20 protein-coding genes are annotated in these 22,652 nt (G+C 41.8%); 13 read left to right on the top strand and 7 right to left on the bottom strand.

All coding sequences use genetic code 11. From position 1 onward, the window contains the following. Positions 1 to 193: 193 nt before the first annotated feature. Complete coding sequence (locus AC0J5Y_RS04120) at positions 194 to 3,172, bottom strand: ComEC/Rec2 family competence protein (protein WP_475131648.1); 2,979 nt, start codon at positions 3,170 to 3,172, stop codon at positions 194 to 196. 281 nt (positions 3,173 to 3,453) lie between these two features. On the opposite strand from AC0J5Y_RS04120, the gene AC0J5Y_RS04115 reads away from it, so the two are divergent. Then, the gene (locus AC0J5Y_RS04115; protein ID WP_475131646.1) at positions 3,454 to 4,029 is read left to right on the top strand and encodes a DUF2062 domain-containing protein; all 576 of its coding nucleotides are present in this window, start codon (positions 3,454 to 3,456) and stop codon (positions 4,027 to 4,029) included. A gap of 9 nt (positions 4,030 to 4,038) precedes the next feature. Here AC0J5Y_RS04115 and AC0J5Y_RS04110 read toward each other — a convergent pair whose 3' ends face one another. From AC0J5Y_RS04110 to AC0J5Y_RS04100, 3 genes are read right to left on the bottom strand one after another with little or no spacing between them, the layout of a single operon-like run. Beyond that, a complete protein-coding gene (locus AC0J5Y_RS04110) occupies positions 4,039 to 4,347 on the bottom strand; it encodes a hypothetical protein (protein ID WP_475131645.1) in 309 nt (102 codons plus the stop codon). A gap of 58 nt (positions 4,348 to 4,405) precedes the next feature. After that, positions 4,406 to 5,086, bottom strand: coding sequence for a lipoprotein-releasing ABC transporter ATP-binding protein LolD (gene lolD, locus AC0J5Y_RS04105; protein ID WP_011513135.1), 681 nt, complete (start codon positions 5,084 to 5,086; stop codon positions 4,406 to 4,408). A 44-nt stretch (positions 5,087 to 5,130) separates the two neighbouring features. Further along, complete coding sequence (locus AC0J5Y_RS04100) at positions 5,131 to 6,366, bottom strand: lipoprotein-releasing ABC transporter permease subunit (RefSeq protein ID WP_475131644.1); 1,236 nt, start codon at positions 6,364 to 6,366, stop codon at positions 5,131 to 5,133. A gap of 449 nt (positions 6,367 to 6,815) precedes the next feature. On the opposite strand from AC0J5Y_RS04100, the gene AC0J5Y_RS04095 reads away from it, so the two are divergent. Next, positions 6,816 to 7,784, top strand: coding sequence for a hypothetical protein (locus AC0J5Y_RS04095; RefSeq protein ID WP_475131643.1), 969 nt, complete (start codon positions 6,816 to 6,818; stop codon positions 7,782 to 7,784). A 91-nt stretch (positions 7,785 to 7,875) separates the two neighbouring features. Here AC0J5Y_RS04095 and AC0J5Y_RS04090 read toward each other — a convergent pair whose 3' ends face one another. Beyond that, on the bottom strand, positions 7,876 to 8,265 hold the full coding sequence (locus AC0J5Y_RS04090) for an SCP-2 sterol transfer family protein (protein ID WP_475131642.1): 390 nt from the start codon (positions 8,263 to 8,265) through the stop codon (positions 7,876 to 7,878). Positions 8,266 to 9,138: 873 nt separating this feature from the next. Between AC0J5Y_RS04090 and ccoN the strand changes: the two genes are divergently transcribed. The 6 genes from ccoN to AC0J5Y_RS04060 all read left to right on the top strand — a co-directional run bounded on the left by ccoN (position 9,139) and on the right by AC0J5Y_RS04060 (position 15,037). Beyond that, positions 9,139 to 10,620 carry a cytochrome-c oxidase, cbb3-type subunit I gene (gene ccoN, locus AC0J5Y_RS04085; RefSeq protein WP_475131641.1) on the top strand — a complete coding sequence of 494 codons (1,482 nt, stop codon included), beginning with the start codon at positions 9,139 to 9,141 and terminating at the stop codon, positions 10,618 to 10,620. A 9-nt stretch (positions 10,621 to 10,629) separates the two neighbouring features. Beyond that, entirely contained in the window at positions 10,630 to 11,268 is a 639-nt protein-coding gene (ccoO, locus tag AC0J5Y_RS04080; RefSeq protein ID WP_475131640.1) for a cytochrome-c oxidase, cbb3-type subunit II, read from the top strand. Next, positions 11,268 to 11,450 carry a cbb3-type cytochrome oxidase subunit 3 gene (locus tag AC0J5Y_RS04075; RefSeq protein ID WP_201563678.1) on the top strand — a complete coding sequence of 61 codons (183 nt, stop codon included), beginning with the start codon at positions 11,268 to 11,270 and terminating at the stop codon, positions 11,448 to 11,450. The genes ccoO and AC0J5Y_RS04075 overlap by 1 nt, the downstream gene beginning before the upstream one ends. Next, positions 11,447 to 12,592 carry a cytochrome-c oxidase, cbb3-type subunit III gene (gene ccoP, locus AC0J5Y_RS04070; protein WP_475131639.1) on the top strand — a complete coding sequence of 382 codons (1,146 nt, stop codon included), beginning with the start codon at positions 11,447 to 11,449 and terminating at the stop codon, positions 12,590 to 12,592. The genes AC0J5Y_RS04075 and ccoP overlap by 4 nt, the downstream gene beginning before the upstream one ends. A 307-nt stretch (positions 12,593 to 12,899) precedes the next feature. Beyond that, positions 12,900 to 14,309, top strand: coding sequence for a cytochrome c oxidase accessory protein CcoG (ccoG, locus tag AC0J5Y_RS04065; RefSeq protein WP_475131638.1), 1,410 nt, complete (start codon positions 12,900 to 12,902; stop codon positions 14,307 to 14,309). A 146-nt stretch (positions 14,310 to 14,455) separates the two neighbouring features. After that, positions 14,456 to 15,037: a FixH family protein gene (locus AC0J5Y_RS04060; RefSeq protein ID WP_475131637.1), complete on the top strand. Its 582-nt coding sequence runs from the start codon at positions 14,456 to 14,458 to the stop codon at positions 15,035 to 15,037. A 75-nt stretch (positions 15,038 to 15,112) separates the two neighbouring features. Here the strand turns inward: AC0J5Y_RS04060 and AC0J5Y_RS04055 are convergent, their stop codons facing one another. After that, positions 15,113 to 16,060 (bottom strand): IS256 family transposase, variant Zn-binding type, encoded by a 948-nt coding sequence (locus tag AC0J5Y_RS04055; RefSeq protein ID WP_475132045.1) that lies wholly within the window; start codon positions 16,058 to 16,060, stop codon positions 15,113 to 15,115. A 140-nt stretch (positions 16,061 to 16,200) separates the two neighbouring features. Beyond that, complete coding sequence (gene ttcA / locus AC0J5Y_RS04050; RefSeq protein WP_475131636.1) at positions 16,201 to 17,346, bottom strand: tRNA 2-thiocytidine(32) synthetase TtcA; 1,146 nt, start codon at positions 17,344 to 17,346, stop codon at positions 16,201 to 16,203. A 417-nt stretch (positions 17,347 to 17,763) separates the two neighbouring features. On the opposite strand from ttcA, the gene queC reads away from it, so the two are divergent. From queC to AC0J5Y_RS04025, 5 genes are all read left to right on the top strand, one after another. Next, entirely contained in the window at positions 17,764 to 18,477 is a 714-nt protein-coding gene (gene queC / locus AC0J5Y_RS04045; RefSeq protein WP_201551548.1) for a 7-cyano-7-deazaguanine synthase QueC, read from the top strand. 274 nt (positions 18,478 to 18,751) lie between these two features. Beyond that, positions 18,752 to 19,081: a hypothetical protein gene (locus AC0J5Y_RS04040; protein WP_475131635.1), complete on the top strand. Its 330-nt coding sequence runs from the start codon at positions 18,752 to 18,754 to the stop codon at positions 19,079 to 19,081. Between the two features lie 161 nt (positions 19,082 to 19,242). Beyond that, positions 19,243 to 19,740 carry a peroxiredoxin gene (locus tag AC0J5Y_RS04035; RefSeq protein WP_475131634.1) on the top strand — a complete coding sequence of 166 codons (498 nt, stop codon included), beginning with the start codon at positions 19,243 to 19,245 and terminating at the stop codon, positions 19,738 to 19,740. Positions 19,741 to 19,793: 53 nt separating this feature from the next. Beyond that, positions 19,794 to 21,329 (top strand): dihydrolipoyl dehydrogenase, encoded by a 1,536-nt coding sequence (locus tag AC0J5Y_RS04030; protein WP_475131633.1) that lies wholly within the window; start codon positions 19,794 to 19,796, stop codon positions 21,327 to 21,329. Positions 21,330 to 21,452: 123 nt separating this feature from the next. Further along, positions 21,453 to 22,646: a mechanosensitive ion channel family protein gene (locus tag AC0J5Y_RS04025; protein WP_475131632.1), complete on the top strand. Its 1,194-nt coding sequence runs from the start codon at positions 21,453 to 21,455 to the stop codon at positions 22,644 to 22,646. Positions 22,647 to 22,652 lie beyond the last annotated feature (6 nt).

Genomic DNA, 22,652 nt, shown 5'->3' with positions numbered 1-22,652 from the left:
AAATGCGAGATTCTTACTGTTTAAGTTTTCTGTATGAATAGGTGGTTAAGTATGGTGCCATTTTACTCGTGGTTCAATAGCGTCTATGTGAAATACCTATATTTTATAAATGTGATATCACAAATAAAACACTATCGCTAGATATTAGAAGTTCCCAATAACCTCTGCAACATTATCGATATTGGAACAACTTTTAATTACCTTCTTTGAATAGCGCATCAGAAGATAAAGCCACTTCTAACGGTTTATTATCATAGGTAATTATCTCATCTATTTGTTGCTGGGTGATTACCTCATACGAGATATGTGAGGTACTGTGACCCAGCCATGTCGTATGATTCATGGCTATATTACTATTGGTTAAATCAGCCGAGCATAGCAACGACCACATTTGCCAAGTTCGCTCATGCGTATCTGCATTCAAAATTAGCCGCGATTGCGACATATTTGCTTGGTCAGGTAGTGGTTGACTTTTTGACATGAATATTTGTGAGTTAGCAGGTAACGATTTGAGTGCATTGTTTGCTTGATACTTGAGCACTTGTATGGGCGTGCTGCTATCAATAGCCACAGTACAATCCCAAACACTGGCATCTTCTATCTTGCTCCAGCCTGTGATTGCTTGCAACGTTAAGTTACCATTTGGCAGCTGCCATATTTTACCGGATTCGCAACGTTGGGCGCTGATAGTTGCCGTCTTTTGAGAGTCCGTAGTAACTTTATAAGCTTGATGCAGCGCAGACCAACGCTCACTACGTCCTGCTTGCCAGTATTGGCTCACAGGCAATCTCTGACTGAGCTGAGCGACTATCATGGGTAAGAGCTCTGAATCATTAGGACTCACTGCGCTGCTCTTTTTATCGTAAACGCGTGAATCAGTCACGCCACTACTACTGCTTTGTACGACGATGCCCTCTAGCTTATTGACAGATAAGCTGCCCAATTGCTGCTCTAAGATGGCAGAGAATTTATCTGCCGTCAGATTGCTGGGCATGGTCTTAATTTTAGTGTTACTGGCTCTATGATCTGCCAAAAACAACCAGCTGGTATTTTTGGCATCTTTATCATTAACGATAGGATATTGTAATAAAGTGGCACTTATATAATGATCACCCGTTGGCAATATATATAGAGTGGGTATCGTAGTCAGTGACTGCTGATTGGCATATACCGTCATTACCAAAAGACTGAGCGGTGGCAATACTAGCCAACGACTGATCAGACCGCGAGGTAGCAACCAAGGTAACATGGTTAACAATGCCATGAGCAAAATAGCGGCATTAACGGGCGTATAAAGCCATGCATCTGATAGCACAGGCATTGCCGTTAGCCATACTATCAGTTCGTGTAGGTTACTGACAATCGCAGTGACTAATGTCCAAATAATATCGGCTACAGACGGCAATATAAGATAGCAAAGCCCAGCCAATAAATTAAGCGGTACGATAATCCAACCAAATAAGCCAATAGCAAAGAGATTTACGACTAACCCCCATGCTGAGGCTTTGCCAAAGAGCAACAAAGTGACAGGTAATAGAGCGAGAAATAGCCAAAACTGCAACTTAAATAAGCGCTTAAAACTTAGCCATAGACGTCTGAATAATTTGTCATAGGAGGTAGAGGGTTGGTTTGATGTTAATGGCTGATTTTGTGAGGTATCTTCATATTTAAGCAATAACGCCACGGCAATAAAGGACAGCCAATAACCCGCTTGCCATAATACATAAGGGTCATGCCATGCCATCAGTACTGCCAAGGCGAATAATACACGCATGGTACTGACGGGCAATAAAGTTAGCCTTGTCAGACCGACTGCTAGTAGCATCCATGCGGTACGTGCAGCGGGCACATCAAACCCTGTAAATAATGCATAAATAAATGCGACGCTAATCATCACCCACCAACGTATTTGCCAGCGCGGAATATAGCGATATAAAGCGGGATACAGACGATTAGCCAGTAGGATAACCATACCAGCCAGCACAATCGCTAAAAACAAAACATGTGTACCTGATATTGCTAATAAGTGTGAAATACCAGCCAACTGATACAGATCTTTGGTCTCACGATTGATTAAACTGCGATCACCGGTCAGCAAGCTTAACGTGACCGCTTTTGCTTGTTGCTCTGTAGCAGTATTTGTAGACCAATCTTTATAAAAGTGCTGGCGTAATTGCCAACGTCCTTGGTCAATAGTAGTACGCAACCGTGTTAAATAAGAATCAGAAGAGAGTAAATGCGAATTTGAATGTGTCTGTGGGTGACTGGATGGCAAAATCGCGCTGCTAGTAGCCAGTATATTGGCAACGCCGTCAATATGCCGACCACGTAGCCAGCGATAACCATCAAACCCTGATGGGTTATTTGATACTTGCTCAGAAGTAGTAAGTGGTGCAAGCGTCAACGTCATAAACAACCTATCACCCGGCTGCAAATGATTTAGGTCAGCAATCTGACTCTGTTTTTCTATTTTCTGAGATTTTTTCTTAGAGTTAGTCTGAGATGACTGTTTGGCTGGCTTTTTTGGGTAAGCATTAAGTAGGACGCGATATACGTTAGCTTGAGCAGCGTTTTCAGCGAGTGTGTTTTGATGTGAAGATATGGCATTTGAAGATTCATACTTGATATCATCGCCGCTTAAGCTATTATTTAGCCCTGCTCCATATTCTGCTGTTATTTTATCTAAGTCTTGCGCTGTCAGCTCAGAAACCAATGGCAATATTTGACTGATGATCGCAACTTGCCGATAGCCGGTATCGGTACCAGCATCATACACACTATCACTTACTCCCTCTATATAAACCAAAGCCTGCACACGCATAGGCTCAGTGATCTTTTGATCGTCTGCTTGTTGGTGACTTACTAGTGCCTTCAAGCCACTGCCGATAATCAAAGTGCTTGCCAGTATAGCGATTGATATAAAATAGAGAATACGAAAAGCAAACCTAGAGTGATGTGGCCTATTTTTTACGGAATTGGCACGATAAGCTGATGGGATAGTAAACTGGCTGATCAAAATTAAAATAAAGGTAAGAAGTATGAATGAAATAGTCAGAACAGGAGTACTGACGCTATCCATAAATAGCGACATTATTGGTATAGGCGTGCTATCAGCAACCGCCAGAACACCCATCATAGCAAGGATGATAAAGCTACCTATTAACCAATACACCAGCACTCCTTGCTTAATATTTGAAATAATATATAGCATTCACTAAAAAAACTGTAATGCGCTTGCTATATTAGCTTGACGTTAAATACCACTACATCAAGCCATGGTATTTATCCGGATATTATCCTATACTAATTGCACACACTAGGATGGTGATTGTCTAACGTTCTTTTTACGTTTTTCTGATAGAATTCTTATCCATACTTTTATCAACAACATGACTGCCTATCTGCCTATTATTATGATTGAGCGGGCTGCGGACAATGAGTAAAGGCAAATCTGTGCCCAAAAAACGTTTAAAAGACTTATTACCTACCCCTGAGAAAGTGTTAGAAAGTCGCACACTACAACTGTTTGCGCCGCAACTTTCTGACCCACGATTGTGGCATTTTAATCGCCATAGTTTAAATAAAGCCGTCTATATCGGCGTGCTGAGTGCCTTTTTTCCATTGCCAGGACAGATGTTATTGGCATTGATTGGTGCGCTTATTTTTCGCGCCAATGTCCCTATGGCACTGGGCTTAACATGGATTACCAATCCACTCACCACCTTACCGGTATTTTACGCTGGATACTATGTCGGTGCCGAAATACTCGATCTGCCGATGATTAGCTTGCGCACGATTGGCAGGATGATCTCTGACTTAAGTTTATGGATAATCTCTGACGGTGCCAACCCCTTTGTTACTTATAAAGGGACTGTATCCTTAACTGCATTTTGCCTAGGCCTTACTATCTTAGCCGTTATTACAAGCATCGTCTGCGGCTTAGCGTTTAAAGCCATTTGGCGCTATAAGACTGTCACGAGTTGGCAAAAAAGGCAGCTTAGCTCTTTAGATAAGCCGCCTGAACTTTAATGAACTCTATCAATCATCCTCTCTATTTGCTTCAATAGCATTAAGGATGTTGTCAGTGAGCTTATTATCCATCACAAAGACTTCAACCACTTCTTCGTTTTTGAGCAATACATAACGCTTACCTGTCGCACTGTCTTGAACCTTTAAGTCAAAATCAACACCTGCCAAAGTAATACGATCGAAAACGGGCGTCAGTAAATCTATTTGATCTTGTTTATCGAGCGTATCAAATAACGCAGTATCCATATAAAGTTTTAGTGGCTCATCACCTTCTTCAATACTGCCAAAAGCAGCAATCGGGTCGTCATCTTTATCCATTATATCTATCCTTACTCAATCAATAGACTGCTATCTTGCAGTCCGTTTCTATTATATTTTAATAATTTTCCCAATGACCATTACGTAAAAGCAGCTGACGATCAGCAAGCGCCGCTAGATTTCGATCATGAGTGACCATCAATAGTGCTGTTTGCATCGTACTTTGTAGCTCTGATAATAATCCAAAAACGCTTTGTGCGTTATCATAATCTAGGTTACCTGTTGGCTCATCTGCCAAGATAAGCGACGGTTTGGTGACTAAAGCACGTGCAATCGCCACGCGCTGACGCTCACCGCCTGACAACTCACCAGGTCTATGTGCCAAACGATGCTCAAGACCAACACTGTTTAAAATATCGATGGCTTGCTGACGCGCTTCAGCCGTCGATACTTCTGGGCGCATTAATAGTGGCATGGCAACGTTTTCAATGGCAGTAAATTCAGCCAATAGATGATGAAACTGATAAATAAATCCCAAATGCTTATTGCGCATCGCACCGCGTTCGGTTTCATTCATACTATTTAATAACTGACCATGCAACCAAACCTCACCGCTGGTTGGCGTATCAAGCCCACCGAGCAGATGGAGCAAAGTACTCTTTCCTGAGCCACTGGTACCAACGATTGCGATGCGCTCACCAGCGGTGACAGTCAAATCCAAACCGGTCAAGACTTGGGTGCTCACAGCGCCTTCATCGTATATCTTATTAATATTGGTCGCTTTTAAGATAGCAGACATAATGCATCCTTTGTTTTATTTATAACGGCATTAACGCCTGTAAATTACTCGTAACGCAGTGTTTGTGCAGGCTGAATTTTAGCCGCTCGGCGTGCTGGATAAATGGTCGCCAAAAAGCTCAATATAAATGACGCACTGGTAATCAATACCACATCTGCCAAACGCAGCTGCGATGGTAGATAGTTTACAAAATAAGCATCAAATAAATTTAGACCAAAGCTATTATTGATAAAGCCCAAAATATCACTGACCGTTAATGCAAATATCACACCCAATATCGTACCTGCAATGGTACCGATAAAACCGATGACCACACCTTGCACCATAAAGACTTGAGTAATCAGACGCGGGGATGCGCCAAAGGTTTTTAAGATAGCGATGTCTGCTTTTTTATCCGTCACTAACATGACCAAACTTGAAACAATATTAAAAGCTGCCACAAGAATAATTAAGAACAGTAGCAAGCCAACCATGGCTTTTTCCATTTGGATAGCACCAAATAGATTACCATGCGTCTGGGTCCAATCACTAGGATATAATTGCTCTGGCGCAATCGCAGCCGCTTTTTGGGCTGCCATTGGCGCTGTAAAGATATCATCAAGTTTCATACGGATACCTTGGGCACCCTCCGGTAAACGTAATAACTTCGCCGCATCGCCCATTGGAATAAATGCCATGAGACCGTCCACTTCTGGACTGATAGAGAATATACCGGTCAAGGTAAAGCGCTTAAAGCGTGGTATCACGCCAGCTGGTGATGGCGATGCTTCTGGCAGCACAAGAGTGACTTTGTCACCCAATTGCAACCCTAGTGATTGCACCATACCTTCACCAAGCACAATACCGAACTCGCCATTTTTTAGCGTATCAATATTGCCTTCTACCATATGCTCATTGATGATAGAAACGTTTTTCTCATACTCAGGATCAACACCTGTCACCATGATGCCAGCTACCTGACCATTCGAGGTCAACATACCTTGCAACTGGATAAACGGGGCAACCGCAACCACTTCTGGATCTTCTTTAATCTTATCAGCGACTTGTTTCCAATCATCGATAATCTCGGTTGATGTGACCGTCGCTTGTGGCACCATACCCAAAATACGCGTTTTTAACTCACGATCGAAGCCGTTCATGACCGACAGCACGGTAATCAATACTGCCACGCCAAGCGTCAGACCAATCATTGAAATCAGTGATATAAAAGAGATAAAACCATTACTACGTTCTGCTCGGGTATACCGTAAGCCGATAAATAACGCTAAAGGACGAAACATATTCAAACTCTTTATCTTATCTACGTGCGACTTTATGTAGGTTACAAAACAAATAGCGGCAATTGCATCATACTTTTGCAGCTGCCACAAAAACATATCAATCGAACACAAAAACAGGGTGTAAGACAAGCCAAATGTGGCTGTCAAAAGGGAGCTAGTTTGACACAATTTGGCTAACAGGTGCCAGTCATTACCGAAAACTGTCCAGATTTTATAATAAAAAATGCGGTTTTATGATTATTTTTTATAACAGACTTGCTATTCTCTGTGTCTATACCTATATATTGTATGCTAAGGACAATTGTCATTAACCCCTCATTGTTGTTTGTTGCCTCTTTACTGACAGCATTGCTGACCATCATAAACCCCTCTTTTAAAGTGGCCCATGGTACTCAGCGATCACAGTTTCAGACCCAAACCTCATGGCTGACTTAAGTTTGAGTATTTTCATGACCATTAATTATCAATATAAAAACATCCAATCTCCTACCAAAATCACCTTAACTGATGAGCAATCAGCTGGTCACGGTGACCATTGGCGTATTCTGACTGATGACATGAGTCATGATGTACCTGAATGGTTACAACAGATGATTGAAAAAGCAGCGATGCCTAAAGGTCTTAATACCGATGCCAGTGCCAAAGACAGCTGTTTGTTGCTATCTGAGAACCAGCCTTGTCATATCAATCAAGTACTGGCAATGAAGGATGGCAAGCCTGAATGCTTTATCAATGCTTACCCTTGTGTCGATAGCCCATATGGATTGAGCTGTAAAATCGAGCGTATGATTGTCAATGATAACTCACACGATGCAGTATTACGCTTACGTACCACTGATGGCAGCATCATCTACGCTTTTGATCAACTATATACTGCTAATCGTCATTTATATCAACGTGATACCGCCTATTTTGTGAATTTTAGCGCTTGGGCGCATGAGATCAAAATCAGTGAGCAAAATGAAGTCATCAAAGTAGAAGACCAAGAAGCGATACGCTATCACCGTGCTTTCAATGATATCGTCGCGGCAAACGGTGGAAAGATGCCAGATGACTTACAAGAACAAATCAAAGCATGGCAACCAGAAACCAAGGAACAAATGGCGCCGGTCGAGATCAATCTGGGTCATATGTGTGCGTATTTATTTGGTGACACGTTAGGTCAAGAAGATGAAGCTTGGTGTCAAGGTCAAGTACTTGGCAAGCAAGAAACCCTATTTAATGGTAAAACAATTATCTTGTTTGATGTGGTGGTACTGCGCGAACAAGATGCTGATCCGTTTGTGATGCGTATTGGTGCGCTAAAAACACCTGATACCGCCTCTATTAACGTTCATGATTACGTACAAGCAAACGTATGGCTCCAAGCGGCCATTTATAAAGAAAATCAGCAAGCAGCCCAATCAAAAGCCAGCTAGTCAGATTTAGATTATTTCAGACAAATAAAAAGCCCCTAATTGATTTTAGGGGCTTTTTATTTGTCTGAATACGATTGAATTAATAAACACTCTAAGCCATTGTAGTCATTGACTTAATGTTGCTATAAAGCGCTTTTTGCTCAGCACTTGGACGAGCCGTCTGTACTGCCATCAACTGTGACATATCGCCTTCAACACGAATCTTGCCACCCATAAAGGCGCCCATGATTTCATTGGTATCGAAATCAGTGATGATAGATTGTAGGATACTACGATCAAGCAATAACGTGGTGGTCGCTCCATCGTTTAAGCCGCGATGTAATAGACCGTTTGCAAAATTGGCTTCGATGTCTTGCTCGCTATCAGATACTTTTAGATTGACGATCATATTTGCAAGTGCAGGCGGCAAGTTAAGCTCACCTGCTTCTTGACCCATTTGCTCAACTTGCTCAAACCATTCATCTGTCAAAAAAACTGCCATGTTATTATCCTTAATACATATTGTTGTTAATCGGTGCTAGGTCAGCATCTTTCTTGCTCCAACCTAACAGCCAGTTAAATGCCAAAAAACTTACTACCACGAGGTGACTATTTTATATAATAAGCACTCTATTATGGATGCTGCTCAGTGGCATTATAAGATGCCACTTTACAATAAGTAAAACTTATTTGTAGAACAAATAATAAAACTGTTACAAAACCTTGTTCATAATTTGTCCGTACAAACTTGTGAATACTATCTTTTTCCATCTATAGAATAGTCATAAAATTGGGTATAAAATAAGTGGATAGCTTAGCAGTGATAAGTTGCTTGCTAAGATTTTACTAAAGAGTTTGTATTTTGGCGCATAGTTCTGATGATATTTGATTAGGTTTGCGTTACAATACCCTTAAACAGAGTCGGGAGTTTTAACTAAACATTACGTAAATATGTTTTTTTGTCAGCTATCGCTAGCATACATTGACGGTCGATTATCTTCTTATCACCAGTTGAACATCAGTATCTATCTTGGTTTGTACGGCTTTTGGCGGTGACAATTAAGACAAATACTCAACCTCAATAGATGTTTGATGCTAGATAACGACACATTTTCTTATTAAACCTGACAATATATTAACAATCCTACTATCAATCAGCTTCGCGGGCAGTGCGCTTTAGTACTGCTCTCTACCCATCAGCCATCACTGATATCTAGACCATGCTTAGCTTGGTAGTTAATATCGTCAGCCTAATAAGACAAGTGGAAACAGCCTTTACCAAAGCCATTGTTTGATTATGATCTTTATCATGATCTAGATGACATGGCATGTTAGTTAATTCTGTTGATAATTCGGGCTGTAAAGGAATCATCCAATGAGTTTACAAAACACAGCAGTCGCCCCAGTGGACCGTGAGTACGAAATTACTATCGTAAGATTCTTTACGGTTATGGCCGTGGTATGGGGCATCGTCGGCATGAGTATTGGAGTGTTCATTGCTTCTCAGTTAGTATGGCCAGCACTCAATTTCGATATACCATGGCTGACGTTTAGTCGTTTAAGACCGTTACATACCAATGCGGTTATTTTTGCGTTCGGTGGCTCTGCCCTGTTCGCAACCTCTTATTATATTGTTCAACGTACCTGTAAGACCAGATTATTTGCCCCTTATTTGGCTTGGTTTACTTTTTGGGGTTGGCAGACGGTCATCGTAGCGGCGGTTATTACCCTACCTTTAGGACTAACATCATCCAAAGAATACGCTGAACTTGAGTGGCCTATTGATATTTTGATTGCTCTGGTATGGATCTCTTATGCCATTGTATTCTTCGGCACGCTCATCAAACGTAAAACATCACATATTTATGTGGCTAACTGGTTCTTTGCTGCCTTTATTATTACGATTGCGCTATTACATATCGTAAACAGTATGGCAATTCCTGTTAGTGCCTTTAAGTCGTACTCGCTATTTGGCGGTGCAACCGATGCCATGGTGCAGTGGTGGTACGGGCATAATGCGGTAGGCTTCTATTTGACGGCGGCTTTCTTAGGTATGATGTATTATTTCGTGCCAGTACAGATTGGTCGTCCTATTTATTCCTACCGTTTGTCTATCGTTCACTTTTGGGCATTGATCGCAGCATATATGTGGGCTGGTGGTCACCATCTGCATTATTCAGCGCTTCCAGATTGGACGCAGTCGCTTGCTATGGTATTCTCAATCATCCTATTTGCGCCATCTTGGGGTGGTATGATTAACGGTGTACTAACGCTTTCAGGTAGTTGGGATAAGCTGCGTACCGATCCAATCATTCGCTTTATGATTGTGGCATTGTCATTCTATGCAATGTCGACGTTCGAAGGCCCAATGATGTCTATCAAAACCGTAAATGCTTTATCGCATAATACGGATTGGACGATTGGACACGTACACTCAGGTGCTCTTGGCTGGGTCGGTATGATTACCATTGGTTCACTATACGTACTGTTACCACGTATTTATAACAAACCAAAAATGTATTCTATCAGCTTGATCACGACGCATTTTTGGTTAGCAACATCGGGTACCATCTTCTATATTGTATCTATGTGGATTTCAGGTATTGGTCAAGGCATGATGTGGCTTGCGACTAATCCAGACGGTACTTTGGTATACAGCTTTATTGATACCGTTGAATTCTCGCGTTTTCCCTATATGGGTCGTGCGTTTGGTGGTTTTCTCTATGCATCTGGTATGTTTGTAATGGCATATAATGTCTATAGAACAATCAAGATGCCAGAGGGCAAGCCAGTAGACATTGCTGATCCGACTGATCATGAACCTAGTGTCGATCAAATCTCGACAGCTAAAGTATAAGGAGCGATCATGGCTGGTACACCGCATGAAATTATTGAAAAAAATACAGGCTTGTTGGTCATCGGTATCGTTATCGCTATTAGCTTTGCAACGCTTGTTGAGATTGTGCCGCTGATATATGATTATAAGGGCGCTGAAGAAGGCGGAGTGAATAAACCTCTGCCTTCTATGGAGCCTTGGACTGCGCTTGAATTTGAAGGTCGTGACATCTACATTCGTGAAGGCTGTCATGTTTGTCACACCCAAATGATTCGTCCGCTACGTGCCGAAGTTGAACGTTATGGTCCCTACTCGCGTGCTGCTGAATCAACGTGGGATCACCCTTTTCTTTGGGGCTCAAAACGTACTGGCCCTGATCTAGCACGTGTTGGTGGACGCTATTCTGAAGATTGGCAGAAGCAGCATTTGATTGATCCGCGTTCACTAGTACCTGAATCAGTCATGCCAGGATTCCCTTGGCTTGCGACCAATGAAGTGAATGGTTCTAATGTTCAAGACAAAATGCGTCTATTCCGTGATCGCTTCGGTGTGCCTTATACTGAAGAAGACATCGAAGGCGCTCCAGATGCTGTGCTTGGTGCTACTGAGCTTGATGCTTTGGTTGCTTATTTGCAGCAGTTGGGTACCGCAATGGAAGGACAGCGCTAATGGGTATTGGTGAATTACAAACAATTGCGACCGTTTCTGCCTTTATTGCCTTCGTAGGTGTTGCATGGTGGGCGTATTCGCCAAAAAACAAAAAACGCTTCGAAGAAGATGCACAACTTGCGCTTGATGACGAGGATATCAAATCTCTGTCTGACGAGCAGCGCGATAAGGATAAACGATGACATTCTTTTGGAGTTCTTGGATAACTATAATAAGTATCATGTGCTGGGCGTTCATCCTTGGTATTTTACTAATGGTCTTAAAATTCAAACCAGAAGTAGAAGAGGACGGTACCACAGGGCATGAATACGACGGTATTCGAGAATATGATAAAGCGCTGCCTAAATGGTGGCTAGTGATATTTTTTGGCTCCATCATTTGGGGTGTTGCTTACTGGGTGTTCTTTCCAGGTATTTTCCCCTCAAAATGGGAAGGCATCACAACCGTAGAAGTCGATGGCAAAACTTTACCATGGACCTCTAAAAATGAGCTTTACAGTGAGCTTGAGAGTAATAACAAAGTATTTACGGATAACTTTGAGAAAAACATTTTGGCAAAAGCAGATGCCAGCGGTGCTACTAAGACCCTAGCCAGCTTGGCTGATATGCAAGCAACTATGCGTCGTAGTGAAAAGCCGCCTGCAGATCTGCAAGCTCAGATCGATGAAAAAGTTGCAGAGCTTTCGCCTTATGTTGAAAAGTTATCTGAAAACCCGAATGCGTTAAAAGTCGGTAGCCGCTTGTTCTTACAGAACTGTGCGGTCTGTCATGGCTCAAATGCTAAGGGCGCTGTGGGCTATCCTAACTTGACCGATAACGAATGGTTATATGGCGGTGAAGCTGCCAACATCTTAACCACATTACATAATGGTCGAGTTGGTGGTATGGCAGCGTGGCGTGATCAGATAGGTGAAGATGGGGTGCGAGCGGTATCTGAGTACGTTCTGTCTATATCTGGTAATCAAGAAGGGTATGATCTCGATCAAACCATGGTCGCTCAAGGTAAAGTAATTTTCAACGAGCCGACCAACTGTGTGCTTTGTCATGGTAATGATGCCAAAGGGATGATTTCAACTGGCGCACCAAACTTAACAGATAATATCTGGTTATACGGTGGCGATCGCGAGACTATTCGAGAAACATTACGTTATGGTCGTGCAGGTGTGATGCCTGAGTGGCAAACTAAGCTAGGTAATGAACGTATTATGTTACTTGCGGCCTACGTTTATTCGTTATCAGATAGAACGGCTAAACCGGTTGCTAAGACGACTACTGCAGTTGCTATGCCAGAACCAGTGGCAAGTACAGAGAAAACGGTTAACTAATACGGTTAATTTTGATTACAGTTACTTGGTTAGCAGCTATCTCATTGACGAGTAGATTTAGATAAAGGGAGGTCTGTCATTGCAGTCCTCTCTTTTTTATTAAAAATATTTAAGCCTTATTATCAATTATGGTTTTTAGCAGTGCTACTATTTGTAGCGTAATAGCCCTCATATGGATATTGCTTTTCAATTTTTATTTCTCTACTTACTGACATTGATAACACCGTACATCCACCTATCTTATTTTTATAACAGATGTTTGTTACCCATGCCAGCAGACTGATTCTTTTTTTAAAGAGGCACGTTTATGTCAGCACCACAATCTAATAAAATCTCTGTACAGCAAATAGATCTTGATGCCACAAAGCATCGTGTCCATCCACGATTTGTGACTGGTTTCTATCAAAACATTCGTGTTATTACGATGTACGCACTTTTAGCGGCGTTTTTGCTGTTGCCGTGGTTGCGCTATAACGGACGACAAGCTATTTGGTTTGATGTGCCATCGCAACATTATTATATTTTTGGCATGACATTTTTGACGCAGGATTTTTATTTTATTGCCGCCTTTGCTATCATTGCAGCTTTCGCCTTATTTATGGTAACAGTCTATGCGGGGCGAGTTTGGTGTGGCTATGCTTGTCCCCAGACCATTTGGACGCATTTATTTCAATATGTAGAAAAATGGGTGATTGGCGATCGCAATAAACGCATCAAGTTTGATAAAGAACCAATGAGCGCAACCAAGTTGTTTAAACGCTTCTTGATATATTTCATCTGGTTTGTGTTTTCCATGATTACCGCCACGACCTTTGTAAGTTATGTATCCGGTACAGATGCTCTGTACAATAGCTGGCAGATGATTGGTTTTATCCCTTTCCCAGATTGGGCGACGTGGATATGGGTATCAGTATTTATTTTTGCGTTTTCGACCTATGTCAATGCAGGTTATATGCGCGAGCAGATGTGTATCCAAATCTGCCCTTATGGTCGCTTTCAAAGTGTGATGTTTGATAAAGATACGTTAATCGTTTCTTATGATTATGAGCGCGGCGAGCCTCGTGGTGCTCGCAAAAAAGGCACCAACCCTGAGAATTTAGGTGACTGTATCGAGTGTCAGATGTGTGTACAGGTCTGCCCTACTGGGATTGACATTCGTGATGGATTACAAGTAGCTTGTATTCAGTGCGCCGCCTGTGTGGATGCTTGTAATGAGATAATGGATAAAGTGGGTTATCCACGCGGACTTATCCGCTATACCACAGAGCGTCAATTGGCTGAAAAAGAGAAGAGCCGTGTCTTTCGCCCTCGTTTCTTCGCTTACTTAACATTTCTCACGATACTTTGTGGCGGCGTTTTATACGCTTTGAATGACCGTGTGCCATTAGAGATTGATATACGGCGTGACCGCAATCAGTTGTCTTCATTGAATCAGCAAGGCATGATTGAAAACAGTTATATCGTTAAGCTGACCAATAAAACCCAAGATGCCCATACTTATCAAATAACGCTCGCACCGCAAGAGGGTTTGAGCTTGGAGATTCGCTTTAACGATGTACCGTTAGATGCCGGTGAAAGCTTTGATATGCCAGTTAGTATCTATGGCGACCCTGATGTGATTGAATTTGGTCAAACACCCGTGACTTTGAATGTCAGTAGTGAAGACGGCAAATATCAGGTTAGTAAGCAGAATGTTTTTACCACTCAAGGTCAGTAAGCATTAACATTCATTGTTAAATGATACCTACCAGTGAGTTAGTACTTGATAGCTCACTGGTTATTGAGTTACCTTACCTTGGCAGCTTTTGGCTGTCAGCTTTATCCGTTGATACGGTTACTAAATATCTGATTAATAGGTATATTATGTCCAGTCCAGCCTCAAATTTTAAGCATCAAGACAGCCAGCCATGGTATAAAAACTATATGGTGGTTATCTTTGTCATTGGTATGCCAGCTTTTGTTGTCATTGCTTGCATCTGGTTTGTTTATTACTCTTATCAGATTCGTGATAGCGTGGTACGCGACGACTGGTATATGGATGGTAAAACCCTTTATCATGATGTGTCGCGTGACAAGTTGACCTATGATTTAGACCTACATGGACAAATGCAATTTGCCGATAATGGCGATGTTGTGTTTTATCTTAATTATCCTGAGCAAAGTTTGCAGTCGGGCAAACTGATTAATGGCAGTCCGCTTAGCTATCCTGAAACACTGGATCTGTCTATCTCTCATGCCACTGACATCAAAAAAGACCGTGATGCGGTGTTAAAGCATGTAGAAGGCAATAAATACAGCGCGCAATTGGATATCGATCCTCTTAAGGCCAAATATTATTTACAAGTAAGCCATGAAGGTGAAGATGATTGGCGTATGCAAGATGTTGCCAAGTTACCACGATCAGAGGTTAGCTTTGATCCCCTACCTGTATTTGGCGAAAGCTAAACTTTTCAAAGTAGGTGTAATGGACAAAATTCATGCTAAAAAGTAGAAGGTAGTCGCTAATGGACATAATTCATGCTATTTGAGAGACTTTGATGCTAAAAATTCTTTAATAAACCGTAACTTACGCTGCTCATTTAGACCGTGATGACTGTGTAATTGTCGCTTTAACTCACTGAATAATCCTTCAAGAGAATTGGTGGTGTTTGGTATGTCTAACTGCTCACATTCTTGATAAGTGAATAGCCAATCGCTATTGGTTCTGAGACTACGATAAGCACTTCTAAGACGCTTGTGGGTGTACCAACTTCTACCAGTATCTTCATTGATGCTACGCTCACTAATGTAGTCATCATGAGTCAAATACCACTGATCTAAGCGCTTCATGAAGTCCGCTTTCTCAAGCTTAGTTAAGTCTAAAGCAAGCCCTCTAAGCTCAATACTAGCGATATTCTTAGGTCGACGAGTGAGATAGCGAGTTACTATTTGTATTTGATGAAACTGGCACATCTGGCAAGGGGTGTGGGTAAATAACGTCCGCAGTCCTCGTCTACCATCGCAGGTAATGCTTTGTATATCAACGCCTAACGATGCTAGATGATCCACTCCTTGTTTGTAGGCACTGTTGGTTTCATGACTGACTATCGCGTAGTAAAGAACGGCTTTAGTGGTATTGTCCATAAAGACCATTAAACCGAACTTGCGACCAAAGTAGGTGGTGTCCATGATGATGTTAGCAGTCGTAGGACGTTTAATTTGATAGTCAATACTGATTGTGTCTAAGCGTCTTTGAATGGTTTTAAGACTACAGCTATACTTGTCAGCCAGTTGTTTGTAGGTCTGTTTTCCTTGGGTGTATTCAGTCCAAAGGGTTTGGTTATTGAGTCTTTTACCACCTAAAAACTGCCGTCTGCAAGCTAGACATTGATACTGTTGTTTACCAAGCTTGCGTCCATTCTTTTTGATGTGTTTATCACGACAAAAAGGGCAGTTTTTTGATTCATGGCGTTGATTCCTTGCAAATATAGACAGTATATAGCTTTAGGTCCTATCCCAGCATGAATTATGTCCATTACACCTCAAAGTATGATTATAATAATAAAACCAGCCATGAATCTATCATGAGCTGGTTTTATTATTTGAAGAGCGTAGACAGCATCAAGTCATTAAACCACTGGATTAATCGTTGGAATCTTTTTCGGCGTACGGCTGCCTTTTTCTGAATTAACAAAGTCTGGATTGAATATCTGCGTTTTTGGTGATACCGGCAAACCAATCCCAGCCAGACCCTCTATTTGCCCCGCTTGGATATTATCACCTTCAAACAAACGCTCGTTATCATCACGCTCCAAGCTCAAAGTTTCAAAATCAAACAGCTCTCTATCTGCCAATTGCGAGGGCGCAACATTTTGCATCGCTTTAAAAATAGACGCTAGGCGCTGGGGATGAGCATTGTCCCATTCTCGTAGCATGTCATTGATAATGGCACGTTGCAGATTGGTCTGGCTACCACAGAGATTACACGGAATAATCGGGAATTCTTTGAGGCTTGCATATTCAATGATGTCTTTTTCTTCCACATAAGCCAGTGGACGGATGAGCATGTTTTGCTTGTCATCACTGAGCAATTTGGGCGGCATCGATTTCAAAGCGCCACCATGGAATAAGTTTAGAAAGAAAGTAGCCAACATATCGTCGCGATGGTGCCCAAGCGCAATCTTGGTCGCACCGATTTGTTTGGCGAAACCATATAGGGAGCCACGACGCAGACGTGAACACGCCGAGCAATAGGTTTTTCCTTCTGGCACCACACTTTTAACAATACTATAAGTATCTTTTTCCAGAATATAATGAGCAATGCCCTGCTCGTTTAGATAGGCGGGCAACACCTCTTCTGGATAGCCGGGCTGCTTTTGGTCAAGATTAACGGCAACGATATCAAAATGAATCGGGGCGATACGTTTCAATAGCAGCAAGATATCAAGCAATGTATAGCTGTCTTTACCACCTGATACGCAGACCATCACCACATCGCCATCTTCAATCATATTAAAGTCGCGAATCGCCCATGATACTTGACGACGAAGCTTCTTTTGCAATTTCCGAAAGTGAGCCGACTCGGTCAGTGATTGCGTATCAGCCAATATGTTATCTGCTTTCTCATCCATAAAATCATCATTTCTGTCATCGATATCATCATATAACATCGCATCAATGTCAGTCGTTTTATCATGATGATTCACATCAGTATCGATAGAAGCCTTGTCAAACTGAGGCGTGATTGATGGTGTAAATAAGGTTGCTGCAGTCATAAGTTACTCAATATCTTGACAAGAATGGCGTTACTTCAAAAGAGATAATCAATCGATTTATTCAAAACGCTGCAATAAAAGCTATCTGCATGTGGCTAACTATGATGCTTCATAAGGCAACGTTTCAAACATGATTTAAAACAGCAGCGATTATAACAAAATTTGCTAACAGATTGAAAAGATGACATTAAATTATCGTCTTAAATGCGACTACTTATCTAAAGCTACTAATTATCGTATTCTTAAACTTTATCCTATTAATTGCATGATGTTTTAATGCTGCTTTCAAGGTTCTGTAATGGTAGAATTTTTGCTAAAATAGGCGTTTTTTGCTAACCAATAATAGATGCCATTATGACAAATACTGCTCTGCCAACCTCTTCTGCTGATCAAGAAAACGAGACCCAATTAAATGGTCTGCATAAAAGCCAAAATGCGGTCGTACTGCTATCAGGTGGGCTTGATTCAGTAACTTGTTTATATTGGGCAAAGGCCCGTTATGCGTCAGTAACCGCAGTCAGCTTTGATTATGGTCAACGTCATAATAGTGAGCTGGTCGCTGCCAAAGCGATCGCTGAAACCGCAGGCGTTAATCATAGAATCATTGATATCGATATCGCCCAACTTGGCGGCTCCTCATTGACCGATCACAGTATGATTGTGCCTGATGGCGATACTGACAAATTCCCAGACAAAAAGCGTGATGAGATTGATAATGACGCGATTCCCAACACTTATGTGCCCGCGCGCAATACTATCTTCTTATCTTATGCCTTAGCAGTCGCTGAAGTGACCGACTCCAACCATATCGTCATTGGCGTCAGCTCAGTCGACTATTCAGGATATCCTGACTGCCGTCCTGAGTATATCGCCGCTTTCCAACATATGGCAAATCTTGCTACCAAAGCGGGTGTTACCGGTCATCATTTATCGATTCAAACCCCGCTACAACAATTATCGAAAGCCAAAACCATCGAGCTGGGTCTGTCGCTAGGGGTTGATTACGGACAAACAATTTCTTGTTATCAAGCAGATGCCAATGGTCTTGCCTGCGGTGTTTGTGACAGTTGCGCGCTGCGTCGTCAAGGGTTCGCTCAGGCAGGTGTTGCTGACCCTACCCATTATCAGTAATGATTTTAGAAGTTTCACCTTAAAAAATGAATAAACGGTCTTAAAATAAGGGCAATTAAACATTGGCGAAACATTCGCTTGCATTAACACAGCACGCTGCCGTTGTGTTTTAAATACAATCATTGCTATGGTATGAGCCACTTTGTCTACCACAAGATATAAATGCTCATCAAATTAGCAACGTTTTATTAGAAGTAGTATTTTATCATTTATACAAAATCTAATTCATTTATAAAAAATTCAAGTTATCGCTGCCATATGTAAAAGGATATTTATGAAATTTTTGTCAGTATTACCCCTAGCTCTTGCTGCACTATTTGTCATGCCACAAGCGAACGCTATTGATATTAAGCAAAATAATATCAATACTTGCGTCAACGGCGCGGTCAAATATAAAGTCGCTGACAAGAGCACTGCAACCAAGCTTTGTGAGTGCACGATCGGTGTCCGTAGCAATATGACCATTGGTCAGATGTGGGAGATTGAGAGCTATGCGCAAAGTAAAAAAGACCCATCAAGCCTCTCGTATGTGAAAAAAATGCAAAAAGATTTGCAACAATGTACCGTTGGTTTGGACTTAAAACAGCCACAAAAACCGGCTTAATATTTAAATTTTTAGATGTCTAAAAGACTGGCAATGGCCAGTCTTTTTTGTTGCTTATCCATAAGTGATGTGTAAAATCGAGGATTTATCTTTATGAATCTGCCTATAATGAGATGACCAATAATAATATAATCGTAATCAAAATAAATAAGGATTTTATGATGGCAAAGCCCACCACAGAAAACATTACTCTACCTGATTTTCCAGTCACTATCGTGCGTGAGCTTGATGGTCATTTCATTCATGATGATATTAGCCTAAAAGAGCTGGTCGCCAACACCAGTAAGGGACTTATCCTTTATTTTTACCCAAAAGACAATACACCTGGCTGTACCACACAAGCGACAGAGTTTACCGCCCATCTTAACGAATTTGATGATTTAGGTTACGACATTATTGGCGTCTCACGTGATAGCGTTGAATCACACGAAAACTTTATTAGCAAATATAATCTACATATTCCACTTATCAGTGATGCCGATGAAAAACTCTGCCATTACTTTGATGTGATTAAAGAAAAGAACATGTATGGCAACATCACCCTAGGTCTTGTACGTTCGGCGTTTGTCTTTGATAAAAATGGCACGCTCACTCATGCACAGCGTAACCTTAAGGCAAAGGATTATACTGAGCGCTTATTAACCACGCTTGCGCCTTAGTCTTTTAATAGAGCTGATGATAAACCTTAAAATCATTTTTATTTGAGAATACTATGAATAAACAGCCTGATACCGCCTCTGATTCTTCTGCTCCCTTTGATCCTAGCACTCATCAAAACGTGACTCGCAAGGTATCTGTTGCGGTCATTGGTGCTGGGACTGCCGGACAAAATGCTTTTCGCCAAGCAAAAAAATCTGTCAAAGATGTCATTATTATCAATGATGGCTTTTGGACAACGACTTGTATTGCGGTAGGCTGCATGCCAAGCAAGCTACTCATTGCAGCCGCTGACCGCGCTCACGATGCCAATCATTCTGCCGAGTTTGGAGTGCATGCCATTGCTCGCATAGATGGCAAACAGGTGATGGAACGGGTGCGCGCTGAGCGTGATCATTTTGCCAGCTACATCGAAAAACAAGTCAATAGCTGGCCTGAGGATAGTAAGATAGCGGGACGGGCTTATATTAATAAGCAAGGCTTGATTGAGGTCAATGATGAATTGATCAAAGCAGATAAAATCATTATCGCCACTGGCAGCTCGACCTTTATTCCAGATGGCTGGGAAGATAAGCTTGGTGATACTATGCTGACCTCAGATGCTGTCTTTGAGTTAGACGACTTGCCAAAATCTATGGCTGTGATTGGCGCAGGTGCTATAGGTTTAGAACTTGCCCAAGCTTTCACACGATTGGGTGTCAAGGTAACGGTATTTAATCGCGCCAAACGAGTTGCTGGTCTAAAGGACGAAGACATCAATAACAAAGCTATTGATTGCTTGAATCGTGAGCTGTCCATGCATTTAGGCAGCAAAATTACTGATGTTGGTCAAAAATCAGATAAAAATAGTGATAAAAGCATACATAAAAAGAGCACTGTTGCCTTTATTGATTATGAAGACAGTGCTGGCGAAGTGCAACAATGGCAAGGTGACTATGTACTGGTCGCGACTGGTCGACGTAATAATATAGAAGCATTGGGTGTTGAAAACCTAGGCGTTGAGCTTGATGAAAAAAATCGCCCACAACAGCTGGACAAAAAAACTGGTAAAATCGGTGATTTAGACGTTTATATTGTAGGTGACGCCAATGCCCATATCCCATTGCTGCATGTAGCAAGCGATGAAGGTTTTAGCGCTGGCAGCATGGTCTGTGACAACGAAAAGGATGCTTATATTCGTCCACCTGTGACGCCGTTTTCTATTGTCTTTAGCTCACCACAAATCGTCAATGTTGGTATGTCTTTGCCAGAAATCCAAGAAGATTCAACACTTGAGCATGTGATTGGGAAAGTCAGCTTCGACAATCAAGGTCGTAGCCGCGTCATGGGTGTCAACTGTGGTCTATTACATATTTATGGTTGTAAAAAAACAGACAGAATCTTGGGTGCAAGTATGGTCGGCCCGGATGCAGAATACATCGGGCATATCTTAGCAATGGCGATTACTAATGACTTGAGTATTAAAGACATGCTTGATACGCCTTTTTATCATCCTACTATCCTAGAAGGCTTGCGTACCGCCTTGCATGATGTTCAGGATTTGATGGAAATACCATATCAGTCGCTTGATATTCATCAAAACAATTCTTAATCAGCTGTTAAATGCTCTGTTTTAAAAGTTTTGGTAAAAGCGGTGTTATTTATAATGATACAGTTACAGCCCTATTAGTACAGAGCAATATATTTTAGAACCACACCTTTCATGGATAAGATAATGGCAATCGCTAGTATTACTGAATTTTTTCAAGAGATTGCTCATGATCTACATACCAGCCTTTTTCTTGCTATTGGCGGCTCTATTGAGGAAGGCACCTTAGATTGGTCGTCTAAATCAGTAGAACTGGTGAGCACTGGTATCAAAATTCTAATACTGCTTGCGATATCGGGGTTTATGTATTGGCTTGCCATTTATGTACTCAAAAAAAGCAAAGCCCGCATTCGCCTGAATGAGCGCCGCGCTAAAATTGCCCGCTCAATCCTGCGCTATGTATGGGCTGTGACCAGTGTCATTGCTATTATGAGTCAACTGAATTTTGAGCCAGATACCATCAAAGCCACTGCCAAAGCCAGTACATGGGCGGGGATATATTATGTGCTATGGACATCATCTGGACAAATTGTCCATAAAATCTTACAGCACTATGGTCTAAACGCCTCGATTGAGCAGCTGCTTAAAAATATCTTATCCGTACTATTACTGGTATTAGGGCTTGCTAGCGTTATGGCGCAGTTTGGCTTTGATATCGTCTCTTTAGTAGCAGGTTTGGGTATTGCTGGTTTGGCGGTCGGCTTTGCCGCGCAGTCAACGCTTGCCAATTTTATCGCAGGTATTACCATTTTGCTTGAGCAGTCTTTTCAAGTTGGTGACTGGGTCAATATCAATGACAATGAAGGGCGCGTGGTGGTGATTGCCTTACGTACGACCCATGTCTTAACTCGTGACAATATTACGGTCATCATACCCAATTCAAATGTTGCCTCCTCTGTCGTTACCAACCTGACCTCCAAAAACTTTATACGCTTTGATATTCAGATGCGTATTGCTTTTGAAGATGATATTGATAAAGCACGTGATGAGATTTTGCAGGTACTGTCTGATAGTGAGGCGGTCCTCAACCGACCTGAGTCTTCTGCGACCGTGGCAGAGATTGGCGAGTATGGCGTATATTTTATTATACGCTTTTGGGTCAAACCAGCGGCAGTTGCTCGTATGCCCAAAATCAAAGAAGATTTACGAGAGAATATTAAACGCGCTTTTGATGCTGCTGATATCTCGACCCCTTATCCTCATATGCGCCTACTTATGCCAAGAGAAGACGTCTATCCGATTGTGACCAAACCCAAGCCATTGGCAACGACCGCGCAAACTGTTTCAGAGTCATTAGCGCTGAACAAAGACCAACATTGATATCCT

It is taken from the genome of Psychrobacter sp. TS_SC_6, assembly GCF_056156305.1.
Note: the sequence above shows the minus strand (reverse complement) of the source record. Positions and strands in the feature narration are given on the sequence as shown.

Bases quoted from the DNA above. Each gene is read 5' to 3' on its own strand.
- ccoO (WP_475131640.1), top strand. From the start codon at position 10,630: ATGGCTGGTACACCGCATGAAATTATTGAAAAAAATACAGGCTTGTTG.
- AC0J5Y_RS04060 (WP_475131637.1), top strand. From the start codon at position 14,456: ATGTCCAGTCCAGCCTCAAATTTTAAGCATCAAGACAGCCAGCCATGG.
- AC0J5Y_RS04090 (WP_475131642.1), bottom strand. From the start codon at position 8,265: ATGGCAGTTTTTTTGACAGATGAATGGTTTGAGCAAGTTGAGCAAATG.
- ccoN (WP_475131641.1), top strand. From the start codon at position 9,139: ATGAGTTTACAAAACACAGCAGTCGCCCCAGTGGACCGTGAGTACGAA.
- AC0J5Y_RS04110 (WP_475131645.1), bottom strand. From the start codon at position 4,347: ATGGATAAAGATGACGACCCGATTGCTGCTTTTGGCAGTATTGAAGAA.
- ttcA (WP_475131636.1), bottom strand. From the start codon at position 17,346: ATGACTGCAGCAACCTTATTTACACCATCAATCACGCCTCAGTTTGAC.
- AC0J5Y_RS04030 (WP_475131633.1), top strand. From the start codon at position 19,794: ATGAATAAACAGCCTGATACCGCCTCTGATTCTTCTGCTCCCTTTGAT.
- lolD (WP_011513135.1), bottom strand. From the start codon at position 5,086: ATGTCTGCTATCTTAAAAGCGACCAATATTAATAAGATATACGATGAA.
- AC0J5Y_RS04040 (WP_475131635.1), top strand. From the start codon at position 18,752: ATGAAATTTTTGTCAGTATTACCCCTAGCTCTTGCTGCACTATTTGTC.
- AC0J5Y_RS04095 (WP_475131643.1), top strand. From the start codon at position 6,816: ATGACCATTAATTATCAATATAAAAACATCCAATCTCCTACCAAAATC.
- ccoG (WP_475131638.1), top strand. From the start codon at position 12,900: ATGTCAGCACCACAATCTAATAAAATCTCTGTACAGCAAATAGATCTT.
- AC0J5Y_RS04075 (WP_201563678.1), top strand. From the start codon at position 11,268: ATGGGTATTGGTGAATTACAAACAATTGCGACCGTTTCTGCCTTTATT.
- AC0J5Y_RS04025 (WP_475131632.1), top strand. From the start codon at position 21,453: ATGGCAATCGCTAGTATTACTGAATTTTTTCAAGAGATTGCTCATGAT.
- AC0J5Y_RS04035 (WP_475131634.1), top strand. From the start codon at position 19,243: ATGGCAAAGCCCACCACAGAAAACATTACTCTACCTGATTTTCCAGTC.
- ccoP (WP_475131639.1), top strand. From the start codon at position 11,447: ATGACATTCTTTTGGAGTTCTTGGATAACTATAATAAGTATCATGTGC.
- AC0J5Y_RS04100 (WP_475131644.1), bottom strand. From the start codon at position 6,366: ATGTTTCGTCCTTTAGCGTTATTTATCGGCTTACGGTATACCCGAGCA.